At 72.0% G+C, this 18,023-nt stretch carries 19 protein-coding genes; 7 read left to right on the forward strand and 12 right to left on the reverse strand.

What is annotated here, in order from left to right:
• Positions 1 to 32: 32 nt before the first annotated feature.
• Together ACFYZJ_RS01625 and ACFYZJ_RS01630 are read right to left on the reverse strand one after the other, a co-directional pair.
• Complete coding sequence (locus ACFYZJ_RS01625) at positions 33 to 1,187, reverse strand: damage-control phosphatase ARMT1 family protein (protein WP_388561674.1); 1,155 nt, start codon at positions 1,185 to 1,187, stop codon at positions 33 to 35.
• A 17-nt stretch (positions 1,188 to 1,204) separates the two neighbouring features.
• Positions 1,205 to 1,759 carry a hypothetical protein gene (locus tag ACFYZJ_RS01630; RefSeq protein WP_388561676.1) on the reverse strand — a complete coding sequence of 185 codons (555 nt, stop codon included), beginning with the start codon at positions 1,757 to 1,759 and terminating at the stop codon, positions 1,205 to 1,207.
• Positions 1,760 to 1,900: 141 nt separating this feature from the next.
• Here ACFYZJ_RS01630 and ACFYZJ_RS01635 point away from each other — a divergent pair, with 141 nt between their 5' ends.
• Positions 1,901 to 2,779, forward strand: a complete 879-nt coding sequence (locus tag ACFYZJ_RS01635; protein ID WP_388561678.1) for a lytic polysaccharide monooxygenase — start codon at positions 1,901 to 1,903, stop codon at positions 2,777 to 2,779.
• Between the two features lie 82 nt (positions 2,780 to 2,861).
• Here the strand turns inward: ACFYZJ_RS01635 and ACFYZJ_RS01640 are convergent, their stop codons facing one another.
• Positions 2,862 to 3,518: a Tat pathway signal sequence domain protein gene (locus tag ACFYZJ_RS01640; protein WP_388561680.1), complete on the reverse strand. Its 657-nt coding sequence runs from the start codon at positions 3,516 to 3,518 to the stop codon at positions 2,862 to 2,864.
• Between the two features lie 625 nt (positions 3,519 to 4,143).
• Here ACFYZJ_RS01640 and ACFYZJ_RS01645 point away from each other — a divergent pair.
• Both ACFYZJ_RS01645 and ACFYZJ_RS01650 read left to right on the forward strand, forming a co-directional pair.
• On the forward strand, positions 4,144 to 4,824 hold the full coding sequence (locus ACFYZJ_RS01645; RefSeq protein WP_388561682.1) for a DUF6230 family protein: 681 nt from the start codon (positions 4,144 to 4,146) through the stop codon (positions 4,822 to 4,824).
• Positions 4,824 to 5,243: a DUF6114 domain-containing protein gene (locus ACFYZJ_RS01650; protein ID WP_388561684.1), complete on the forward strand. Its 420-nt coding sequence runs from the start codon at positions 4,824 to 4,826 to the stop codon at positions 5,241 to 5,243. Before ACFYZJ_RS01645 ends, ACFYZJ_RS01650 begins: the two co-directional genes overlap by 1 nt.
• A gap of 119 nt (positions 5,244 to 5,362) precedes the next feature.
• Here ACFYZJ_RS01650 and ACFYZJ_RS01655 read toward each other — a convergent pair whose 3' ends face one another.
• The 3 genes from ACFYZJ_RS01655 to ACFYZJ_RS01665 form a co-directional block, all read right to left on the reverse strand.
• Positions 5,363 to 6,166, reverse strand: a complete 804-nt coding sequence (locus ACFYZJ_RS01655; protein ID WP_388562202.1) for a VOC family protein — start codon at positions 6,164 to 6,166, stop codon at positions 5,363 to 5,365.
• A 179-nt stretch (positions 6,167 to 6,345) separates the two neighbouring features.
• Positions 6,346 to 6,837 (reverse strand): hypothetical protein, encoded by a 492-nt coding sequence (locus ACFYZJ_RS01660; protein WP_388561686.1) that lies wholly within the window; start codon positions 6,835 to 6,837, stop codon positions 6,346 to 6,348.
• Positions 6,815 to 7,402, reverse strand: coding sequence for an ATP-binding protein (locus tag ACFYZJ_RS01665; protein WP_388561688.1), 588 nt, complete (start codon positions 7,400 to 7,402; stop codon positions 6,815 to 6,817). The genes ACFYZJ_RS01660 and ACFYZJ_RS01665 overlap by 23 nt, the downstream gene beginning before the upstream one ends.
• Positions 7,403 to 7,690: 288 nt before the next feature.
• On the opposite strand from ACFYZJ_RS01665, the gene ACFYZJ_RS01670 reads away from it, so the two are divergent.
• From ACFYZJ_RS01670 to ACFYZJ_RS01680, 3 genes are all read left to right on the forward strand, one after another.
• Complete coding sequence (locus ACFYZJ_RS01670; protein WP_388561690.1) at positions 7,691 to 8,566, forward strand: helix-turn-helix domain-containing protein; 876 nt, start codon at positions 7,691 to 7,693, stop codon at positions 8,564 to 8,566.
• Between the two features lie 3 nt (positions 8,567 to 8,569).
• Entirely contained in the window at positions 8,570 to 8,806 is a 237-nt protein-coding gene (locus ACFYZJ_RS01675) for a DUF397 domain-containing protein (RefSeq protein WP_388561692.1), read from the forward strand.
• Positions 8,807 to 8,928: 122 nt separating this feature from the next.
• Entirely contained in the window at positions 8,929 to 9,744 is an 816-nt protein-coding gene (locus tag ACFYZJ_RS01680; RefSeq protein WP_388561694.1) for an SAM-dependent methyltransferase, read from the forward strand.
• 160 nt (positions 9,745 to 9,904) lie between these two features.
• Here ACFYZJ_RS01680 and ACFYZJ_RS01685 read toward each other — a convergent pair whose 3' ends face one another.
• The 4 genes from ACFYZJ_RS01685 to ACFYZJ_RS01700 form a co-directional block, all read right to left on the reverse strand.
• The gene (locus tag ACFYZJ_RS01685) at positions 9,905 to 10,867 is read right to left on the reverse strand and encodes an ABC transporter substrate-binding protein (protein ID WP_388561696.1); all 963 of its coding nucleotides are present in this window, start codon (positions 10,865 to 10,867) and stop codon (positions 9,905 to 9,907) included.
• Between the two features lie 157 nt (positions 10,868 to 11,024).
• Entirely contained in the window at positions 11,025 to 11,693 is a 669-nt protein-coding gene (locus ACFYZJ_RS01690; protein ID WP_388561698.1) for an ABC transporter permease, read from the reverse strand.
• Positions 11,690 to 12,400 (reverse strand): ABC transporter permease, encoded by a 711-nt coding sequence (locus ACFYZJ_RS01695; RefSeq protein ID WP_388561700.1) that lies wholly within the window; start codon positions 12,398 to 12,400, stop codon positions 11,690 to 11,692. Before ACFYZJ_RS01695 ends, ACFYZJ_RS01690 begins: the two co-directional genes overlap by 4 nt.
• Complete coding sequence (locus tag ACFYZJ_RS01700; protein ID WP_388561702.1) at positions 12,397 to 13,527, reverse strand: ABC transporter ATP-binding protein; 1,131 nt, start codon at positions 13,525 to 13,527, stop codon at positions 12,397 to 12,399. Before ACFYZJ_RS01700 ends, ACFYZJ_RS01695 begins: the two co-directional genes overlap by 4 nt.
• A gap of 197 nt (positions 13,528 to 13,724) precedes the next feature.
• On the opposite strand from ACFYZJ_RS01700, the gene ACFYZJ_RS01705 reads away from it, so the two are divergent.
• A complete protein-coding gene (locus tag ACFYZJ_RS01705; protein ID WP_388561704.1) occupies positions 13,725 to 14,732 on the forward strand; it encodes a cytochrome c oxidase assembly protein in 1,008 nt (335 codons plus the stop codon).
• Between the two features lie 181 nt (positions 14,733 to 14,913).
• On the opposite strand, the gene ACFYZJ_RS01710 is transcribed toward ACFYZJ_RS01705, so the two are convergent.
• Together ACFYZJ_RS01710 and ACFYZJ_RS01715 are read right to left on the reverse strand one after the other, a co-directional pair.
• Positions 14,914 to 16,221: an NRAMP family divalent metal transporter gene (locus tag ACFYZJ_RS01710; RefSeq protein ID WP_388561706.1), complete on the reverse strand. Its 1,308-nt coding sequence runs from the start codon at positions 16,219 to 16,221 to the stop codon at positions 14,914 to 14,916.
• Positions 16,218 to 17,564 carry a magnesium transporter MgtE N-terminal domain-containing protein gene (locus ACFYZJ_RS01715; RefSeq protein WP_388561708.1) on the reverse strand — a complete coding sequence of 449 codons (1,347 nt, stop codon included), beginning with the start codon at positions 17,562 to 17,564 and terminating at the stop codon, positions 16,218 to 16,220. The genes ACFYZJ_RS01710 and ACFYZJ_RS01715 overlap by 4 nt, the downstream gene beginning before the upstream one ends.
• Positions 17,565 to 18,023 lie beyond the last annotated feature (459 nt).

The raw sequence follows: 18,023 nt of genomic DNA on the forward strand, positions 1-18,023 counted from the left end.
TTGGAAAAACACGCAGCGGGATCCCCGGTCGGCTACCCGTCGTCCTTGACCTGGATCAGCGCGTGCGTGCCGCTCGTGCGCCACCGTTGTCCCTCGGCGGCGACCAGCGACTCCTCGGTCTTGGCGGTGAGGCCCACGATCACGTCGGACTTCAGGGTGCGCAGCGCCGCGACCGGGCCCGGGAAGTACGCCGTGGCCTCCGTGAACGGGGTCGTCGGCGGGTGGAGCCGGTCGCCCACCAGGCGGCGGTAGTTGAGGTCGCCCTTGAGGATGGTCAGGTCCGCCTGCGCGAACTGGGCCCGCAGGTCGTCGGGCATGTCGGTGTACGGCAGCGGGGCGCAGGAGAACGGGTGCGCCCGGACCTCCAGACGTCCCTCGGCCAGGGCGGTCCACAGGCGCTCCCCGGCAGCCGCCGCCTCGCCCAGCGCGGCGGTCAGCCGGCGCACGGCGTCGACGACGTCGGCGGTCGTGGCGTCGGAGATGTAGTAGGGGTAGGCCTTCACGTGCAACAGGGCCCGCCGCACCTGGCCGTGGCCCATGAGATGGTCCAGCAGGAGCAGGTCCGGGATCAGTTCGCGGCCCGCGTTGTCGGCGACCAGGCAGACCGTGTCACAGGGCAGCAGGGACCAGAACACGTCGCTGTCGTCGGCCACGAGCCCGGAGGCCGCCGTCGAGGCGTCGGGAGCGGACATGCGGAAGCCGAGGTCCGCGCGGTTGCCCCACAGTGAGCCGTGCAGCAGTGCACGCGCCCGGGCGTCGGCCGGCTGCGCGGCCAGTCGGTCCAATGCCGCGAGTTCCTCGTCGGTCTCCGGGGAGTCGAGTTCGGCGAGTTTGAAGGGGCGGAACGGGTCGATGCCCTGCCAGGGGCCCGGGCCGAAGTAGCCCACCGCCTGGAGCAGGTGGCGGTAGAAGTAGCTCTCGGACCACAGGAAGGGGACCTCGAACCAGGATCGGCCCAGGTACTCCCGGGCGCCCCAGTCCGCCCACCGCGCGTCGTCCTCGGTGCCCAGGGGTTCGATGACGCCCTCGGTGGCGCTGATGAGCAGCGCCTCCAGGGCGCGCCGCCGGTCAGGTCCGTACGGAAAGGCGTCCCGCACCGCGCGGATCAGCGCGGGATGCCGTGCGGAGAGCACACCGTGCGGGAAGGAGCCCGGCTCGTCGGCGAGGATCACAGGGGCGTCGGGCATGATCGGTCTCTGGCTCCTCAAGGGCCGGTGGGGATCCCGGGCGGCAGGTCCACGTCCGTGAACCGCTCCTCGAGCTCCTTGTCGTAGCCGGCCTCGGTCCACACGAACTTCTTGAACTGCTCCGGCGTCAGCAGACCCTGCCACGGAGTGCCGCCGGGGCAGAACACCGACGCGCACCCGGCGCAGTGGTACGCCGGTCGCCACAGCGCCTCGGCGCGGGACTCACCGGCGGTGACGAGGGCGCGCTCGCGGGCCTCGCGGCGGACCACGACGGCCGTACCGACCAGCAGCAGGGCGGCGAGGAGCGCTCCGCCGGCCGTGTACGGCGGACGGTGGTGGGCGATGCCGCCGTAGGCCAGGGCGATGCCTACGCCGGCCAGCAGCATGCCTTCCAGGCAGTGCACACCGCTGTCGAACCGTGTGGGTGCGCCCGGCGACCGGGCCAGCCGGTCGGCGAGGCCGTCGCGCATGGACGCGTGATCGGCGCAGACCTCGGGGACCGACCGCACGGCGGCCGAGCCACAGCCCGGACATTTCACGTCAACCGCCTCCGGGGAGCTCTCCGTTGCCATGGGCCTACGCTAACCGGCGCGTCCAGGGCCCTAAGCGGCGCAGCGGTGCGGCGCCGTACGTCTGAACAGAAGCCGCCGCATCCCCGTACTCCTCGATGCGCACCCCGCGCCCGCCGGACCCGACGCGCCTGGAGACACCGGATGCCCGCTCACCGCACCGCTGCCGCGGCCGCCGTCGCCGTGGCGGCCACGCTGTTGCCCGCGACCCCGGCCCTCGCCCACGGCGCGCCCACGGATCCGGTGAGCCGGGTGGTGGCGTGCTCTCCGGAGGGTGGCGAGCGCGCGCGGACCGCGGCGTGCCGGGCGGCGATCGCGGCGAACGGCGCCCCGTTCACGGCCTGGGACAACCTGCGGGTGGCCGATGTGAACGGCAGGGACCGGCAGCTGATCCCCGACGGTCGGCTGTGCAGCGGAGGGCTGCCCGCGTACAAGGGCCTGGACCTCGCGCGCTCCGACTGGCCGTCGACACGGCTCACGCCCGGGGCCACCCTGACGATGACGTACAGCTCGACGATCCCGCACACGGGCACGTTCAAACTGTTCCTGACGCGGCGGGGTTACGACCCCACGAAGCCGCTGACCTGGTCCGACCTCCCCGAGAAGCCGTTCGCCGAGGTGACGGACCCGCCGCTGCGGAACGGCGCCTACCGGATCAGGGCGACCCTTCCGGCGGACCGGTCGGGGCACCACGTCCTCTACACGATCTGGCAGAACTCCAGCACGACGGACACCTATTACTCGTGCTCCGACGTGGTGTTCACCGCGTCCGCCACGTCCGGCGCCTCGGGCCCCGCCGCAGGCAGGGGCGGGGCGAGCGGCTCGTCGGCAGCGTCACCCAGCGCCCCGGCGACCACCGCGCCCGCCGCCCCGGCGATGACCGTGCCCGGTACCCCGGCCGCGGCCGACGCGCCCCGCGAGGACCGCGGCCCCTCGATGCCGCTGTTGGCGGGCGGCGCCGCCGCGGTCGTACTGCTCGTGGGCGGCGCCGCGCTCGCCCTGTTGCGCCGTGGGCGCGGCTGAGACGGCCGCCTCCGGTCCCGCCGGAGACCGGAGGCGGCCGTGGGCCATGGTGGGCCGTACGTGGACCGTGAGCCGTCGGCCGTCAGTTGACGGAGACGACCGGGCTGCCGGCCTGGCTGGTGTCGGTGACCGGGGCGTACTTCGCCGTGAAGTAGCCGTTGGCGAAGCACAGGGACGAGCCGGAGGTCTTGGTGAAGTGCTGGCTGGTGAAGGCGATGCTGTTGTCGGTGTTGCTCGCCGTGCCGGTCAGGCTCGGCGCCTGGTAGACGCAGGTGATCGCGCCGAGCAGGGTGCGCAGCTTGACCGTGGTCTGGATCGTGGAACCGGCGGCCGGGGTGACGGTGACCGTGCCGTCGGAGCCGACCGTGGTGGTGTAGGGCAGGTTGTCGACGGTGATGCTGCTGACGCCGAGGACGCCGGTGACGTTGGTGGTGCAGCTGCTGCTGTCGAAGCTGTGGCCGGTGAGCGACTCGGTGGCGGTGCCGGGTGCGGCCGGGTTGTCGGTGACGGCGGCGGTGAACGTGGACGAGGTGCAGGAGACACCGCTGGTGCCGGTCGCGCTGGAGTAGAGCGTGGCCGTGGTGCCGCTCGCGAGCGACGCGTTGAGGACGTCGCCGACGGCGACGGCGGTGCCGCCCGCGGTGAGCACCGCGCCGTCCGCGGAGGCGGGGGACGACGTGGCCACGGCGAGGGCCGCGGCGGCGCCGGCGACGGCGAGCAGGGATCGGGTGGTACGCATGGGGTGCCTCTTTCGGAAGTGGGGGGCTGTGCCGTGTGGTACCGCTGCCGGCCCGTCACGCCTTCTCCGTACGTGACGGGCGGCAGCGGCGGACGGGTCACCGGGACGGCCCGCGGACAGGGGGAAGCGGACGTGCCGGTGACGCGGAGGGGTGAGCGGATCGCGGGTGGAGGTGAAGGATCCGTGCGGCGCACCGCGTGTGCGGAGGTGTCACGACACGCCCCAGGAGGCAGGGGCCGGGAGGGTGACATTGCGCCGTGCGACGGATCCGGCGCCACGGATCCGTGGGAAACAGGGGATGTTGTAGACCTGATGCATCGTCAACGTCAATACGTGGAACACAAGTTGGAGTTCCGGACCTGCGAGGGCGCAGGTCGCGAGTGCCGCACCGGAGCCGTTGACCACCCCACCGGTCACGGGCGCCACACAATCAACACGGTTTTGCCACAACTCCCTTGACCCTTAGATGTAACCCCCGGTAACTTCATCGGTGGCCACTGTCGCGCCACGAGCAAGCCCTTGCACACGCCGGGAGGTGTGAGGAGGCGTGCGCGGCAGCCGCTGTCCGCGCCAGGACACCGTGCCAGTGAAGCCCTACTCGCATTGACCATGCCCAGGAGCAGACATGGCCTCGTCCTCGGACGTCACGGCGTCCCCCGGTTCCACCCCCGAGTCCCCGGAAAGCGGTTCCGCCGCCGAAGGGTCCTCCGAAAGACGCGGGCGGGTCCGCCTGCGCCGCGCCGCGGTGATGGCGCTGCCCGCCACCGCGGTCGCCGCCGGTCTTGCGATCATGACCGCCCAGGGAGCGCTGGGCGTGCAGTTCTACATCTCCGGCATGCCCTTCACGGTCACCGCCACGGACCTGACCGGCACCGGCTTCGAGCAGTTCGGCGACCTCGACAACATGGCGCCGCACAGCCCGAACGCCGGCGACACCGGCGGTCAGGTGCTGGTCGTCACCTCCGCGATCAAGAACGCGACGCTCACCAAGCTGTGCCAGAGCGTCGACCTCGGCGGCACCTATCTGAGGATCACCGCGGGCGGCGGCAAGGACAAGGTGACCGCCAGCGATCTGACCACCGACTCCACCCAGCTGACCGGCGACGCCGACTTCAACAACATCGAGATCGGCAACGACGCGAGCACCCTGACCAAGGCCGGTGTGCAGGGCAAGGCAGGGGTCTTCAGCCAGCAGGCCGACACCGTGCACATCGCCAACCTGCGGCAGACCAACTACGCCACCACGGCGGGTACCTTCAAGCTGCCCGGACTCAAGCTCGGCTTCAACGACTCGGACTGCCCCTGATGACCGGCGGGGCGAAGGCGGCCTTCCGGCGCTGGCGGTCGAACAGGCCCTTCTGGGGCGGGCTGCTGCTGACGCTGGGCGGGGCGGAGATCCTCCTCACGGAGAAGGCCTCGATGAAGGTGGTCGTGCACATCGGCATGCAGGGCGTGGCGGGCTACCTGCTGCCCGCGGTGATGCTGCTGTGCGGGCTGCTGATCCTCTTCAACCCGGTCCAGCGCCTGTTCTACTCCATCCTCGGCATGCTGCTGTCCCTGGGCAGCTGGGTCACGTCCAACCTGGGCGGCTTCCTGATCGGCCTGCTGCTGGGCGCGGTGGGCAGCTGTCTGGCGTTCGGCTGGCTGCCGGACCAGGAGCCGCGCCGGGGTGTGCTGCGCCGCCGTCGCGCCGAGGCCCCCACCACCGGCTCGGCCGTGTCCTGACCCCCGGCCCCTCGGCGGGCGGGCTCCGGCCGCCCCGACCCCACACCGCGACGGGGCTCCCCTCCGGATCCCGCCCGCCGAGGCCGTACGCTCAGCCGGTGTCCCCCGCGGCCGGCCCCTCAGCGTTCCCGCTGCCTCGCGGTCACCGTGAAGCGTGCGCCGTCAGGGTCGGCCAGCACCGCCTCGCCGGCGCCCTCCTCCCACTGCAGGACGGACCCGCCGTGCGCGCGGGCCGCCAGCACGCAGGCGGTGACGTCGTCGACCGTGAAGTGGATCTGCCAGTGCGGGCGGATCGTGGGATCGGGCGCCGCCTCCACCGCCCCCGAGTGGATCCGCGCCACCACCGCTCCGCCGCTGCGCAGCACGACCTCGTCACCGTCGTAGTGCACCTCGCAGCGGCCGGGGCGCGCGGCGGCCCACTCCAGGACCTCGCCGTAGAAGATGGCGGCGTCGAAGGCGTCCCGCGTGTGCAGCCGTATGAAGGTGGGCGCGGCGGCACGCCACTCCTCCCAGTCCGTGATGAGCGGCCCCTCCCAGATGCCGAACACGGCCCCGTCGCGGTCCGCGAGCAGGGCCGCCCGGCCCGGCGGGAGCGCGAGCGGCCCCACGGCCGTCGTCCCGCCGCGCTCCCGGCACCGGGCCGCGGCCTCGTCGGCGCTGTCGACCGCGAAGTACACGGTCCAGGCCACGGCCATCTGCCACATCGAGGCCACGGCGGCGATCCCGGCGACGGGCACCCCGTCCGCGAGCGCCACCCGGAACCGGTCGCCGAGGCTGTTGGGCCGCCACTTCCAGCCGAGAACGGCCTGGTAGAACTCCTCCGCGCCCTCCAGGTCGCGCGTGGCGAGACTCACCCAGCACGGAGCGCCGAACACCGAGTGACTGGTTACTTCGCCCTTGCCGCGTGACTCGTTCTTCACCATGACCACACCGCCCGGTACGTGTTCCACGACTTCGCCTCCGGAGCGCCTGAGCCGACGCCGGGCACCTCCTGCCGTCGTTCGCTGAGGGTCTCCGGGTACCCCGATCGCACCCTTGCAAGGATGCGCCAACGAACGCCGGGTTTCATCCCGAGACGGGACGCCTGAGGCCCGGAACCGCCTCAGGCGCCCACTCCCGGCGACCAGTGCGGGGTGCTGCCGACCAGGCGGCAGGCCAGGAAGTACAGCGGGATCGGGGGCGTGTACGGAGAGTCACCGTCCGGGCGGTGGATCAGCCGGGGCCGGCCGGGGCGCGGACCGCTCCACGAGGGGTCGCGGCGGGCATGGGCCACCGCGCCCGGCACCAGGCGCGCGTCGACGGCGTAGCTCGTCGTCGGCGGCCAGGTGACTCCCGTGTCGGAGCCCGCGGGAACGATCCACCACCAGCGCAGGTCGTCGGCGAAGACGCAGCCGACGCGGGGCAGGCAGTTCATGATCCGTTCGCCGTGGCCCTTGGGTATGCCCACGGCGTCGTATCCGAGGGCGGCGGTCAGCCCCTCCGGGAGGGGCAGGCGGCCGGGCGGCTCGGGCAGGAGGGACGTGTGCGGGAACGGGTGCGGAGAGGGGGCGGGGATCGGAGGGGACAGCGGGTCAGAGACGTGCGGTCGTTGCATGGTGTGGGGATCCTTGTTGCTCAATCGCCTCCGGGACGCCTGAGCCTTCGGCGGCCGGGTGGGGGGCGGGTCCGAGGGTGTGCGGGAGCGGGGACGGGCCGCCGACGGCGGCCTCGCCGGGTTCCGGTGCCAGTTCGGCCCAGACGATGTGGCCGGAGCCGTCCGGGGCGTCCCGCACGCCCCAGTCGCCGCTGAGCATGCCGACCAGCATCAGCCCGCGGCCGCACTGGTCGTCCGGCCCGGGCCGGCGCCGGGTCGGGAGCGTGCCGCCGCGGTTCTCGTCCTCGACTTCGATGTGCAGCCGGTGGCCGTCGGTACGGACCCGGCAGACGATCCGGTCGCCGACGGTGTGCTTGACCGCGTTGGTGACCAGCTCCGAGATCACCAGCACGGCGTTGTCGGTCGTGCCGTCCCCGGTGCCCCAGCCGCCCAGCAGCCGCCGGACGCTTCTGCGGGCCAGGCCGACGGCGGCGGGGACCGCCGGCAGATCGAAGACACCGGTTCTCGGATGTGCCGCGTCCGCGGGAAGGCGGCCCACGGACCGGGGGAGGGAGGGCGGAGCCATCGCCGTTCGCCTTTCGTCTGCCTGGGAACCCTGGCCGGTACCCACCGCCTTCCGGCCACGGCGCGAACCGCGCACCTCGCGCCGCAGGCACCGAACCAGCCCGTCTCCCCCAACTGAGCTGTTCAGCACCACGGTTCACCGTCTACGAGCGGTAGGAACACTGTGACATCCGGCAACAACGCACCGCAACCAGCAAGTTGAAAATTGCAATTCGCGAGGTGCATCCTGCTCCGGTCGGCGGAAGATCGTGACAGACTGCGACCGTGCATCCCGTGCGAGGGGGTAGGCGTGACCGCGGAAACCGACTGGGGCGGCGCCCCCACCGTGCTGCGCATGATCCTCGGCCGGCAGCTGGAGGAGCTGCGCACCCGAGCCGGCCTGACGTACGAGCAGGCCGCCGAGGCGATCGGGGTCAGCCACTTCACGATCCGCCGGATGGAGGCCGCCAAGGTGGCCCGGTTGCGGATCGCCGACGTCGAGAAGCTCCTGCAGACGTACGGCGTCACGGACCAGCAGGAGATCGACACGTTCCTGAAGTCGGTCCGCGAGGCCAACAAGCGCGGCTGGTGGCACACCTACCGCGATGTGCTGCCGGACTGGTTCGCGGCCTACCTCAGCCTGGAGCAGGCGGCCTTGCAGATCCGCGCGTACGAGGCCGAGTTCGTACCCGGGCTGCTGCAGACGGAGGACTACGCCCGCGCCCTGCTGAGCGCCGGCAACCCGCACGCCCCGGCCGAGGCGACGGAGCGCCGGGTGGCGCTGCGCATGCGGCGCCAGGAGCTGCTGTCGCGGCCCTCGCCGCCGCGCGTGTGGGTGGTGATGGACGAGACGGTACTGCGCTGGCCGGTCGGCGGCCGCGATGTGATGCGCGCCCAGATCGACCATCTGATCGCGATGAACGCGCTCCCCCATGTCACCTTGCAGGTCATGCCGTTTCGCAACGGCCCGCACCCGGCCATGCGCGCCGGTGCGTTCCATCTCTTCCGGTTCCGGGCGCCCGAGCTGCCGGACATCGTCTATCTGAGCGGTCTCGTGGGCGCCGTCTACCTGGACAAGGCGGACGATGTCGTGGTCTACCGCGAGGCCCTGGACCGGTTGGGCGCGCAGTCCGCGCCCGCGAAGAAGACCGAGGCCGTCCTCGGCGCGATCCGCAAGGAGTTGTGAGAAGTGCACCCCCCGATACGCACCTGCGTGCCGTCCCACGCCCTCGGCGTCCGCGGCTGGTCCAAGCCCTGGAGCGACGACGCGGGCGGCGCCTGTGTGGAGGCCAAGAAACTGTCCGACGGCAGTGTGGCCCTGCGGCAGTCCACGGACCCCGACGGCCCGGCGCTGGTCCTCAGCCGCACCGAGATGGCGGGCTTCCTGGCGAGTGTGAAGGCGGGCGAGGCCGACTTCCTGCTGTGAGGCGCGGCCACTCGCCGTCGCCGACCCTCTTCTATCTCTGCGTCCTGTGTGCTCGACTCTGCGTCCTCAGCAGAGCCTTCTTCTCCCACCCCACCACCGAGACCCCGGAACAGGAGACGGCGTTGCCCGACAACGGATGGCCGGCCGACCGTATCGACACCGAGAGCGCGCACTCGGCGCGCATCTACGACTACATCCTGGGTGGCAAGGACTACTACCCCGCCGACAAGGAGGCGGGCGACGCCATGGCACGCGAGTGGCCCGCCCTGCCCATCCACATGCGTGCCAACCGGGACTGGATGAACCGGGCGGTGCGCTGGCTCGCCGAGGAGGCGGGCATACGCCAGTTCCTGGACATCGGCACCGGCATCCCCACCTCCCCGAACCTGCACGAGATCGCCCAGTCGGTGGCGCCCGAGTCACGGGTGGTGTACGTCGACAACGACCCGATCGTGCTCACCCTGTCCCAGGGGCTGCTGGCCAGCGCGCCCGAGGGGAAGACGTCGTACATCGAGGCCGACTTCCGCGACCCCGACGCCATCCTGGGTGCTCCCGAGTTCCGGGAGACCCTGGATCTCGGCAGGCCGGTCGCCCTCACGGTCATCGCGATCGTCCACTTCATCCTGGACGAGGACGACGCGGTGGGGATCGTACGGCGGTTGCTGGAACCGCTGCCGTCCGGAAGCTACCTGGCGATGACCATCGGGACCGCCGAGTTCGCGCCCGAGGAGGTGGGCCGGGTGGCACGGGAGTACGCGGCGCGCAACATGCCGATGCGGTTGCGGACGATCGACGAGGCCCACGAGTTCTTCGAGGGGCTCCAGTTGGTCGAGCCGGGGATCGTGCAGGTGCACAAGTGGCACCCGGACGGCACCGGGGAACAGGGGATCCGGGACGAGGACATCGCGATGTACGGGGCCATCGCCCGTAAGCCGTAGCGCACGGCCCCGCACCACCCTGGCAAGGGCGTTCGGCCACAACTCCCGGCCGAGCGCCCGCCCGGGCCCGCGCCGTCCGGGACGACGCGGGCGCCTACCGCTCCGAAGGGCGCGGGCACCCGCGTCGGTCCGTCCGCGGTGGTGGTCCGCGGCGTGGACGTCAGCCCAGGCCCACCGACTTCAGCCAGGCCTTGGCGACGTCGAGCGGGTCCTTTTTCTCGATCTGCACCTGGGTGTCCAGGTCGAGCAGGGCGGCCGTGTCGAGCTTGGCGGAGACGGCGTTGAGCGCGTCGACGCCCTTCTGGGGCAGGCCCGACTTGTGGACGAGCGGCTGCACGTTCTCGAACCCGAAGAGGTTCTTCGGGTCCTGCAGGACCACGAACTTCTCCTTGGAGATGGTCGAGTCCGTGGTGAAGATGTCGGCGGCCTGCACGGTGTTCTTCTGCAGCGCCGCCTGGGTGAGCGGGCCGCCCGCGTCGAGCGCCTTGAAGGACTTGAACTGCAGGCCGTAGACCGACTGCAGGCCGAGCAGGCCCTGCTGCCGGGCCTGGAACTCGGGCGAGGCGCCGATCACCAGGTCCTTGGCGATGTCCTTCAGGTCGGCGATGGAGGACTTCTCGGTGAGGTTGTACTTCTTCGCCGTCTCCTGGTTGACGGTGACGGAGTCCTTGTCCTGGGCTGGGGCCGGCTCCAGGAGCGTCAGCCCGGGGTCCAGCTTGGCGCTGATGGCGGCCGTGGTGGCGGCGACCGTCTTCGGGGCGGCTTTCTTGTCGAGGTAGGCCAGCAGCGCGCCGTTGTACTCGGGCAGGACGGTGATGGTGCCGTTCTTCAGCAGGCCGTACGTCGTCTCGCGGCTGCCGATGTTCGGCTTGTAGGTGACCTTGACGCCCTTGGCCTTCAGGGCCTCGCCGTAGATGTCGGCGAGCAGGATGCTCTCGGAGAAGTTGTTGGAGCCGACGACGACCGTGTCGCCGCTCGCCTTGCCGCCCTGGAGCGGGTTGTCGGACTTGGTGTCGGAGGACGAGGAACACCCCGCGAGCAGTGCCGCCGTGGCGGCGAGTGCGACGGTGGCCGCGCCGGGGAGTCTCCTGCTGGACGTGCTGACGTTCGCGGTAGAGGTCACGATTCCCGTTCCGTGCTTGGGGATGGGGCGGAATGTGCGGAGCTGTGCGGGGTGCCGGTACGCATTTCACCGATCCAATCCAGCACCTTCTCGGTCAGTCAAGAGCGCCCTGGTCACCGATCGGCCTCGACGCAGGGCCGGTTGCGAGGGCGCGCCGTCAGGCGCTTCTGCGCACTCCCGGCGACACCGCCGCCCGCGCGATGGCCCAGAACACCGTGAGCGTGGCGAGCGCCAGCACGGCCACCAGGGTGGCCCCGCCCACGACCTTCTCGTAGTCGCGCTGGTAGAGCCCGTCCACGATGTACCGGCCGAGGCCGCCGAGGCTGACGTACGCGGCGATGGTGGCCGTCGAGACGATCTGGATGGCCGCCGAGCGCAGACCGCTGAGGATCAGCGGCAGCGCGACGGGCACCTCGACCTGGAACAGGATCCTGGGCTCGCTCATGCCCATGCCCCGCGCGGCGTCCACCGGGGACGGGTCGACGGAGCGCACGGCCTCGTACGTGGTCACCAGGATCGGCGGCACGGCGAGCACCACCAGCGGGATCATGACCGGCAGCAGCCCGAGGCCGAGCAGCACGAACATCAGGACCAGCAGGCCGAAGCTGGGCAGTGCGCGGGCGGCCGTGGCGACGAAGGCGAGGACGTTGCCGCCGCGCCCGGTGTGGCCGGTGAGCAGGCCCACCGGCAGTCCGATGGCGGCGGCGACGGCAAGGGCCAGCAGGGAGTACTGGACGTGTTCGAGCAGGCGCTGCGGGATGCCGTCGTAGCCGTGCCAGTGGGCGCTGTCGCTGAAGAACGCGTTGACGAAGTTCAGGACGTTCACCGGGTCACGTCCTCAAGGGCGAGTGCGGACGGTTCGGGCCGTGCGGCGGCCTTGCGCCTCCTGCCGGTGCCGCGGGGCATCCACGGCGTCAGCAGGACGCGTACCAGGACGAGGAGGGCGTCGACGAGGATCGCGAGGACGGCCGTGGTGACCACGGAGTTCACCGCGAGGACGGGCCGGTGGTAGAACATCGCGTCGGCGAGGAGGTTGCCGAGCGCGCCCTGGTTGCCGATGAGCGCGCCGACGCTGACGAGGGAGATGCTCGACACGGTGGCCACCCTCAGCCCGGCCAGGATGGCGGGCGCGGCGATCGGCAACTGCACCTGGACGTAGCGCCGTACGGGCCCGATGCCCATGGCGGTGGCCGCCGCGAGCGTCTCCTGCGGCACCGAGCGGACACCGTCCACGATCGCCGGGACCAGTACGACCAGGCTGTAGACGGCCAGCGGGATCATCACGGTGAGCTCGGTCTGACCGGTGTAGTCGATGAGCACGACGAAGAACGCCAGCGACGGGACGGCGTACAGGATGGTCGTCACTCCGAGGACGGGCGGATACAGCCAGCGGAACCGCACGCACAGCTGAGCGATCGGCAGGGCGGCGACCAGGCCGGCCAGCACCGGCAGCAGGGCTTCCCGCAGGTGCAGTCCGATCAGCCCCAGCCAGCTGTGCTGGAGGTCGCTCGGGATGTCGAAGAACCCGTTCATCCGGCGACCTTCGTGTCGTCGAGGCCCTCGGCGTGGGCGGTGCGGATCGCCTCGCCGATGGTCGCCTGCGAGACCACACCGACCGCCCGGCCGGTGTCGTCCACCGCGACGGCCCACCCGGTCGGCGAGAGGACGGCGCCGTCGAGAGCGGCGCGCAGCGAGTCCTTGCCGTACGCGAACGGCCGCCCGTACGGCAGCAGTCGCTCCGGCGCGATGTCCCTGGCGGTGAGCCCGCCCGGCTCGCTCCAGCCGAGCGGTCGGCCGTCGAGGTCGGTGACCAGCAGGTACGGCACCTCGGGCGTGGCGCGGGCGGCGATCTGCTCGGCGGTGGAGTCGACGGAGACGATCGGGGACTTGGTGAGTTCGAGCGTCTCGGAGGTGAAGAACGACAGCCGCCGGATGCCGCGGTCGGTGCCGAGGAAGTCCTCCACGAAGGCGTCGGCGGGGGACGACAGCAGTTCCGCGGGGGGCGCGAACTGGGCGAGCCGGCCGCCGGTGCGCAGGACGGCGACCATGGTGCCGAGCCTGATCGCCTCGTCGATGTCATGGGTGACGAAGACGATGGTCTTGCCCAACTCGGCCTGGATCCTGAGCAGTTCCTCCTGCAGGCCCTTGCGGACGATCGGGTCGACGGCGGAGAACGGCTCGTCCATCAGCAGCACCGGCGGGTCGGCGGCGAGCGCCCGGGCCACGCCGACGCGCTGCTGCTGCCCGCCGGAGAGCTGGTAGGGGTACCGCTTGGCGAGGGAGGCGTCGAGCCCGACGCGTTCCATCAGCTCCCGGGCCCGGGCGCGGGCGCGGTCCTTGCTCCAGCCGAGCAGCCGGGGCACGGTGGCGATGTTGTCGACGATGGTGCGGTGCGGGAAGAGCCCGGCGTTCTGGATCACGTAGCCCATGGACCGGCGCAGGACGTTGACCGGCTGCTCGCCGATGTCGACGCCGTCGAGGGTGATCGTGCCCTCGCTCGGCTCGACCATCCGGTTGATCATGCGAAGGGTCGTGGTCTTGCCGCAGCCCGAGGGGCCGACGAGGACGGTGATCGATCGGTCCGGTATCTCGAGAGACAGCCTGTCGACCGCCACCGTGCCGTCCGGATACCGCTTCGTGACTGAATCTATCCGTATCAAAACGCCGAATGCCCTTCGGGTGTGGCAGGAGCGGCCGCGGCTCGGCCGAGGTGGCACGGGCCGCTGCGGGGAGAGTGTAGACGGCGTATGTTGCGGCACCATGGCGCGTGCGACGGGACCTCGCGGGAGCCACCGGGGCCGGATCGACGCGCACCCTTGACTTGCGGGTTTGCGCAAATCCGCAGGCGAGGGAGAGCATGACCGGCATGCCGCTGAACGAGATGGCCATGCCGACGGCGGACCTGCCGGAGCTCACCACGGGACGGCTGCTGTCCTCGTGGCACCTCGACGTCCCGGCGCTCCTCCTCGTCCTCCTCCTGGGCACGCTCTACGGCTGGGGCGTCGCGAGGCTGAGGCGCCGGGGCGAGCCCTGGCCCGTGGCCCGCACCGCGACCTTCGCGCTGCTCGGCCTCGGCACGCTCGTCGTGGCGACGATGTCCGCGCTCGCCGTGTACGACCGCACGCTGTTCTGGCCCGCCGCGGTGCAGAACATCCTGCTCGACCTGGTCGCGCCCCTCGGCCTGGCGCTGGGCGACCCGCTGCAGCTGGCGGTCCGCGCCCTGCCCGAGCCCGCCTCGGGGCGCGTGCGGCGGGCGATGACCGGACGGGTGGTGCGGCTGCTCACCTTCCCCCTGGTCAGCACGGCCCTGGTGCTCGCGACCGAGCTGACGGTGTACTTCACGCCGTACTTCGCCACCGCTCTGCGCCTGGGCTGGCTGCACGAGCTGATGTATCTCCATCTGCTGCTCGCCGGGGCGCTGTTCGTGGTGCCGGTTCTCACCCATGAGGGGGCGCTGCCCGCCTGGTGCACCCACCCGGTGCGCGCGGCGCTGGTGTTCGTCGACGGGATCATCGACGCGGTGCCGGGGATCGTGGTGATGACCCACGGCACGCTGATCGCCGGTGCCTGGTACCTGCACCACGCGCCGCCGTGGTCCCCGGACGTGCACCACGACCAGCAGCTGGGCGGCGGCGCGATGATCAGCATCGCGGAGCTGGTGGCGCTGCCCTTCCTGCTCGCGATCCTGGTGCAGTGGGCGCGCACCGAACGCGCCCAGACGGTCGCGCTGGACCGCCGCCTGGACACGGAGCTGGTCCCCGCGGCCCCCGCCCCTGGTCAGACGGCGGACGAGGACCGCGTACGCCCCTGGTGGGAGACGGAGGACAACGAGGTCGCCCAGCGCATCCGCCGGCAGCGGGGCTGACGCTCGCCGGGAGGCTGAGGGGCCTTGCACCATGAGCGCCCGATGAGGTCGCGTGGTCCGGTGCCGTGCATCGCAGGGCGGAGGGTTGCCCGCGTACTGGGCGTGCGCGGGCGATCCCGGCAACGCGGCGAGGTGCGGTACCAGGGCGCGGCGACCCGGGCGGGCATGGTGCAAGGGCCCCTCAGGCCAGGCCGAACCAGCCGAGGACGGTCTGCACGAGCAGGATCGTGGACATGGTGGCCACGCCGACGACCACCGCGGTGGCGGCGATGCGGTAGCGGGGCCCGTTGGCGGCGGGCCCGAGCACGGTGCGGCGGTTGGTCAGCACCAGCAGGTAGACCAGGACGACCGGGCTGATCAGACCCTGTAGGACCTGGGTGCCGATCAGCAGCTGGATGACGTCGATCGGGGTCATCGCGAGCGTGGCGCCGAGGACGATCTGGGCGGTGAACAGCCCCAGGAACAGCGGGGCGTCGCGGAAGCTGCGGGAGACCGAGCGTTCCACGCCCGCCGCCTCGCCGATGGCGTAGCTGGCCGACAGCGGGACGACGGCTCCGGCGAGCGCGGAGGCACCGATCAGACCGATCGCGAACAGCAGTTCCGCGTTCTGTCCGGCGACGGGTTTCAGCGCCTCGGCGGCCTGGGCGGCGGAGTCCAGCGGCCCGGTGCCGCCGATCGCGGAGGCGGTGGCGATGATGATGGTCAGGCTGATGACGCAGGCGAAGACCGCGCCGAGGACGGCGTCGGCGCGGATGAGCGGGTAGTCGGCGGGTTTGGCGCCGCGGTCGACGACACCGGCGGCGGCGTAGAACTGCATGTAGGGGCTGACCGTGGTGCCGATCAGGGCGACCGCGAGCAGGATGAAGTCCTTGCTCGGCTCGACGTGCGGGACGACGAGGTGGCGGCCGACCGCCGCCCAGTCGGGGTGGCCGAGGATCATCGCGACCGGATAGGCGAAGAACGCCAGCGACATGATCAGGAAGATGCGTTCGGCCCAGTGGTAGGAGCCGAACAGCACCAGCGCCCACAGCAGGATCGCGGCCGGCGGGATGACCGCCCACTTGGGCACGCCCAGCAGCTGGAAGGCGGCACCGATGCCCGCGAACTCGCTGACGACCAGGCCGGTGTTGGCGAGCAGCAGGCAGAACACGGCGAGCGCGGTCAGGCGCAGGCTGAACTGTTCGCGGATCAGGGCGCCGAGGCCCTTGCCGGTGTGCGCGCCCAGGCGCACGGCCATCTCCTGCACCATCACCAGGGCCACGGTCACCAGGACCATGAAGAACAGCGTGCCGTAGGCGAACTGGGAGCCGGCCGAGGCGTAGGTGGCGATCCCGGCCGCGTCGTTGCCGGCGTTGGCCGCGACCAGCCCGGGGCCCGCGATCGCGGCGACCATGGTCAGGCGCCGCCATCCGCTGGGGCGGGCGGCGGCGGGTGCGCCGGTGGAGCCCGGTGCCGTGGTCGTCGGGGGCGTCTCGAGGTCGCCGGTCACTGGAGGAACCTCCTGAAGTGCACACGCCCGCGTTCGGGCAGCAGAGCGTCGAGCAGGTCGTCGGCCAGGATGCGGCCGAGGGGACGGTCGGTGTCGTCGACCACCAGCAGCGAGGAGGCGCGGGCGGCGACCAGCTGGTCGGCGGCCTCGGACAGCGGTGTGTCCGCGCGCACGGTGACGGGAGGGCCGAACTGGGCCAGCCAGGCCACCAGATCGGCCACCGGGGCGGCGTCCTCGGCCACCGCCAGGTCGAACAGCGCCATGTCGCACAGCAGCCGGCCCTCGTCGTCCACGACGGCGACGGCGTCGATCTCGGTGCGGTGCTCGGCCTGTTCGGCCAGCCGGGCCCGCACCTCGGCCACGGTCGCGTCCCGGTGGACGGTGACCAGCAGGGTCGTCATGGCGCCGCCCGCGGTGCCCTCCCGGTGCGCCAGCAGCCGGCGCAGCTCCGCCGACTGGTCGTCCGGCATACGGGTGAGCAGCGACTCGCGCTCCTCCGGGGTGAGGTCGCGCAGCGCGTCGGCCGCCTCGTCCGGCTCCATCTCGTCCACCAGCCGGGCGGCGTGCTCGGGCCGCGCCTCCCGCAGCAGGTTCTCCAGCTCGGCCGGTTCCATCTCCTCCAGTGCGTCGGCGGCCTGTTCCGGCTCCAGCCAGCCCAGCAGCTGCTGCCGTTCGGCGCGGCCGAGGTCCTCGAGGATGTCGGCGAGGTCGGCCGGGCGCAGCTGGTGCAGCGCGGTCCGGGAGGCGCGCAACCGCACTTCGGGCGGCCCGTCCGTGGCCTCCTCGGCGAACGGGGCCACCGCCTGCCAGTCCAGGACCCGCTCCGGGGTCGGCCGGGCCTGCCAGCGGCGCGGGCCCAGCCGGCGCAGCAGCGTGGGCAGCGACACGTCCACCCCGACCAGGACGACGCGGTCGACGAGCGGCGCCAGGTACAGGTCGGCGGCGCGGGTGACCTGGACCCCGTCCACGTCGACCAGTTGGTGGTCGAGGACGTCCCTGGCCAGCAGCACCTCGCCGGGGCGGCGGGAGAAGTCCCGCAGGTCCACCCGGGCGGCGCGCAGCCGTACCTGTCCGGCGTGCACCTTGCCGATGGCGTCGGCGGGCAGGAAGGTGCGCCGCCGCCCGATGCGCAGGATCAGCCCGGTGACCGGCGGGTACGCATCCGCCCCGTACAGCCGGGCGACCACGTCCACGAGGCGGCCGACCTCCTCGCCGGCCTGGTTGGTGACGGGCCCGCCGACCAGTCCGGCCAGCGAGACCAGGGAGCTGCGGACCGCCTTGGAGGCGGTGGCGCGGCGCTCCAGACGGACCCGGCGGTCACGCAGCCGGGTCGTGGTGGACATGAGCAGAGTGTGGGCAGCCATGAGGAACACCCCCTCGCCCCGTCGGGGCGGGTACCGGGCGGCCCACGGCAGCGGCCTTTTCCGCTGGTGCGCACACGGCAACACGCGGCCCTGTGAGGCGCGTGCGGCACCGGCCCGGTCGCCGGGCGGTTCAGCGGGGAACGGCGTGCTGCCCGGGACCGCGGAAGGACGACCAGGACAACGCGGAACGGGGCCGACTATGGCCCGGACTACTGTCCATTTCGCCTCCTCCCGGTCCCGGCGCCGGAGCTGAGCGCTCCGCCTGCACAACGCATGCTCGACCGGTCAAGAGTACGCCGCCGCCATCCCGCCTCCGGGCCACATGACCGGATTGTTGGGGAACCCTTACCGGTGCCTTCCCGGTCGTGGATCTTTGGCCCCGTACCGTTGCGGTGGTGCGGCGGCTGTCCGCCGCCGACCTTTCGACCGGGTGGGAGT

Source organism: Streptomyces sp. NPDC001848, assembly GCF_042891915.1.
GTDB lineage: Bacteria > Actinomycetota > Actinomycetes > Streptomycetales > Streptomycetaceae > Streptomyces.

Coding starts and splice junctions, on each gene's coding strand:
- ACFYZJ_RS01630 (WP_388561676.1), bottom strand. CDS start 1,759: ATGGCAACGGAGAGCTCCCCGGAGGCGGTTGACGTGAAATGTCCGGGC.
- ACFYZJ_RS01660 (WP_388561686.1), bottom strand. CDS start 6,837: ATGCAACGACCGCACGTCTCTGACCCGCTGTCCCCTCCGATCCCCGCC.
- ACFYZJ_RS01705 (WP_388561704.1), top strand. CDS start 13,725: ATGACCGGCATGCCGCTGAACGAGATGGCCATGCCGACGGCGGACCTG.
- ACFYZJ_RS01640 (WP_388561680.1), bottom strand. CDS start 3,518: ATGCGTACCACCCGATCCCTGCTCGCCGTCGCCGGCGCCGCCGCGGCC.
- ACFYZJ_RS01655 (WP_388562202.1), bottom strand. CDS start 6,166: ATGGTGAAGAACGAGTCACGCGGCAAGGGCGAAGTAACCAGTCACTCG.
- ACFYZJ_RS01695 (WP_388561700.1), bottom strand. CDS start 12,400: ATGAACGGGTTCTTCGACATCCCGAGCGACCTCCAGCACAGCTGGCTG.
- ACFYZJ_RS01625 (WP_388561674.1), bottom strand. CDS start 1,187: ATGCCCGACGCCCCTGTGATCCTCGCCGACGAGCCGGGCTCCTTCCCG.
- ACFYZJ_RS01665 (WP_388561688.1), bottom strand. CDS start 7,402: ATGGCTCCGCCCTCCCTCCCCCGGTCCGTGGGCCGCCTTCCCGCGGAC.
- ACFYZJ_RS01645 (WP_388561682.1), top strand. CDS start 4,144: ATGGCCTCGTCCTCGGACGTCACGGCGTCCCCCGGTTCCACCCCCGAG.
- ACFYZJ_RS01715 (WP_388561708.1), bottom strand. CDS start 17,564: ATGTCCACCACGACCCGGCTGCGTGACCGCCGGGTCCGTCTGGAGCGC.
- ACFYZJ_RS01650 (WP_388561684.1), top strand. CDS start 4,824: ATGACCGGCGGGGCGAAGGCGGCCTTCCGGCGCTGGCGGTCGAACAGG.
- ACFYZJ_RS01635 (WP_388561678.1), top strand. CDS start 1,901: ATGCCCGCTCACCGCACCGCTGCCGCGGCCGCCGTCGCCGTGGCGGCC.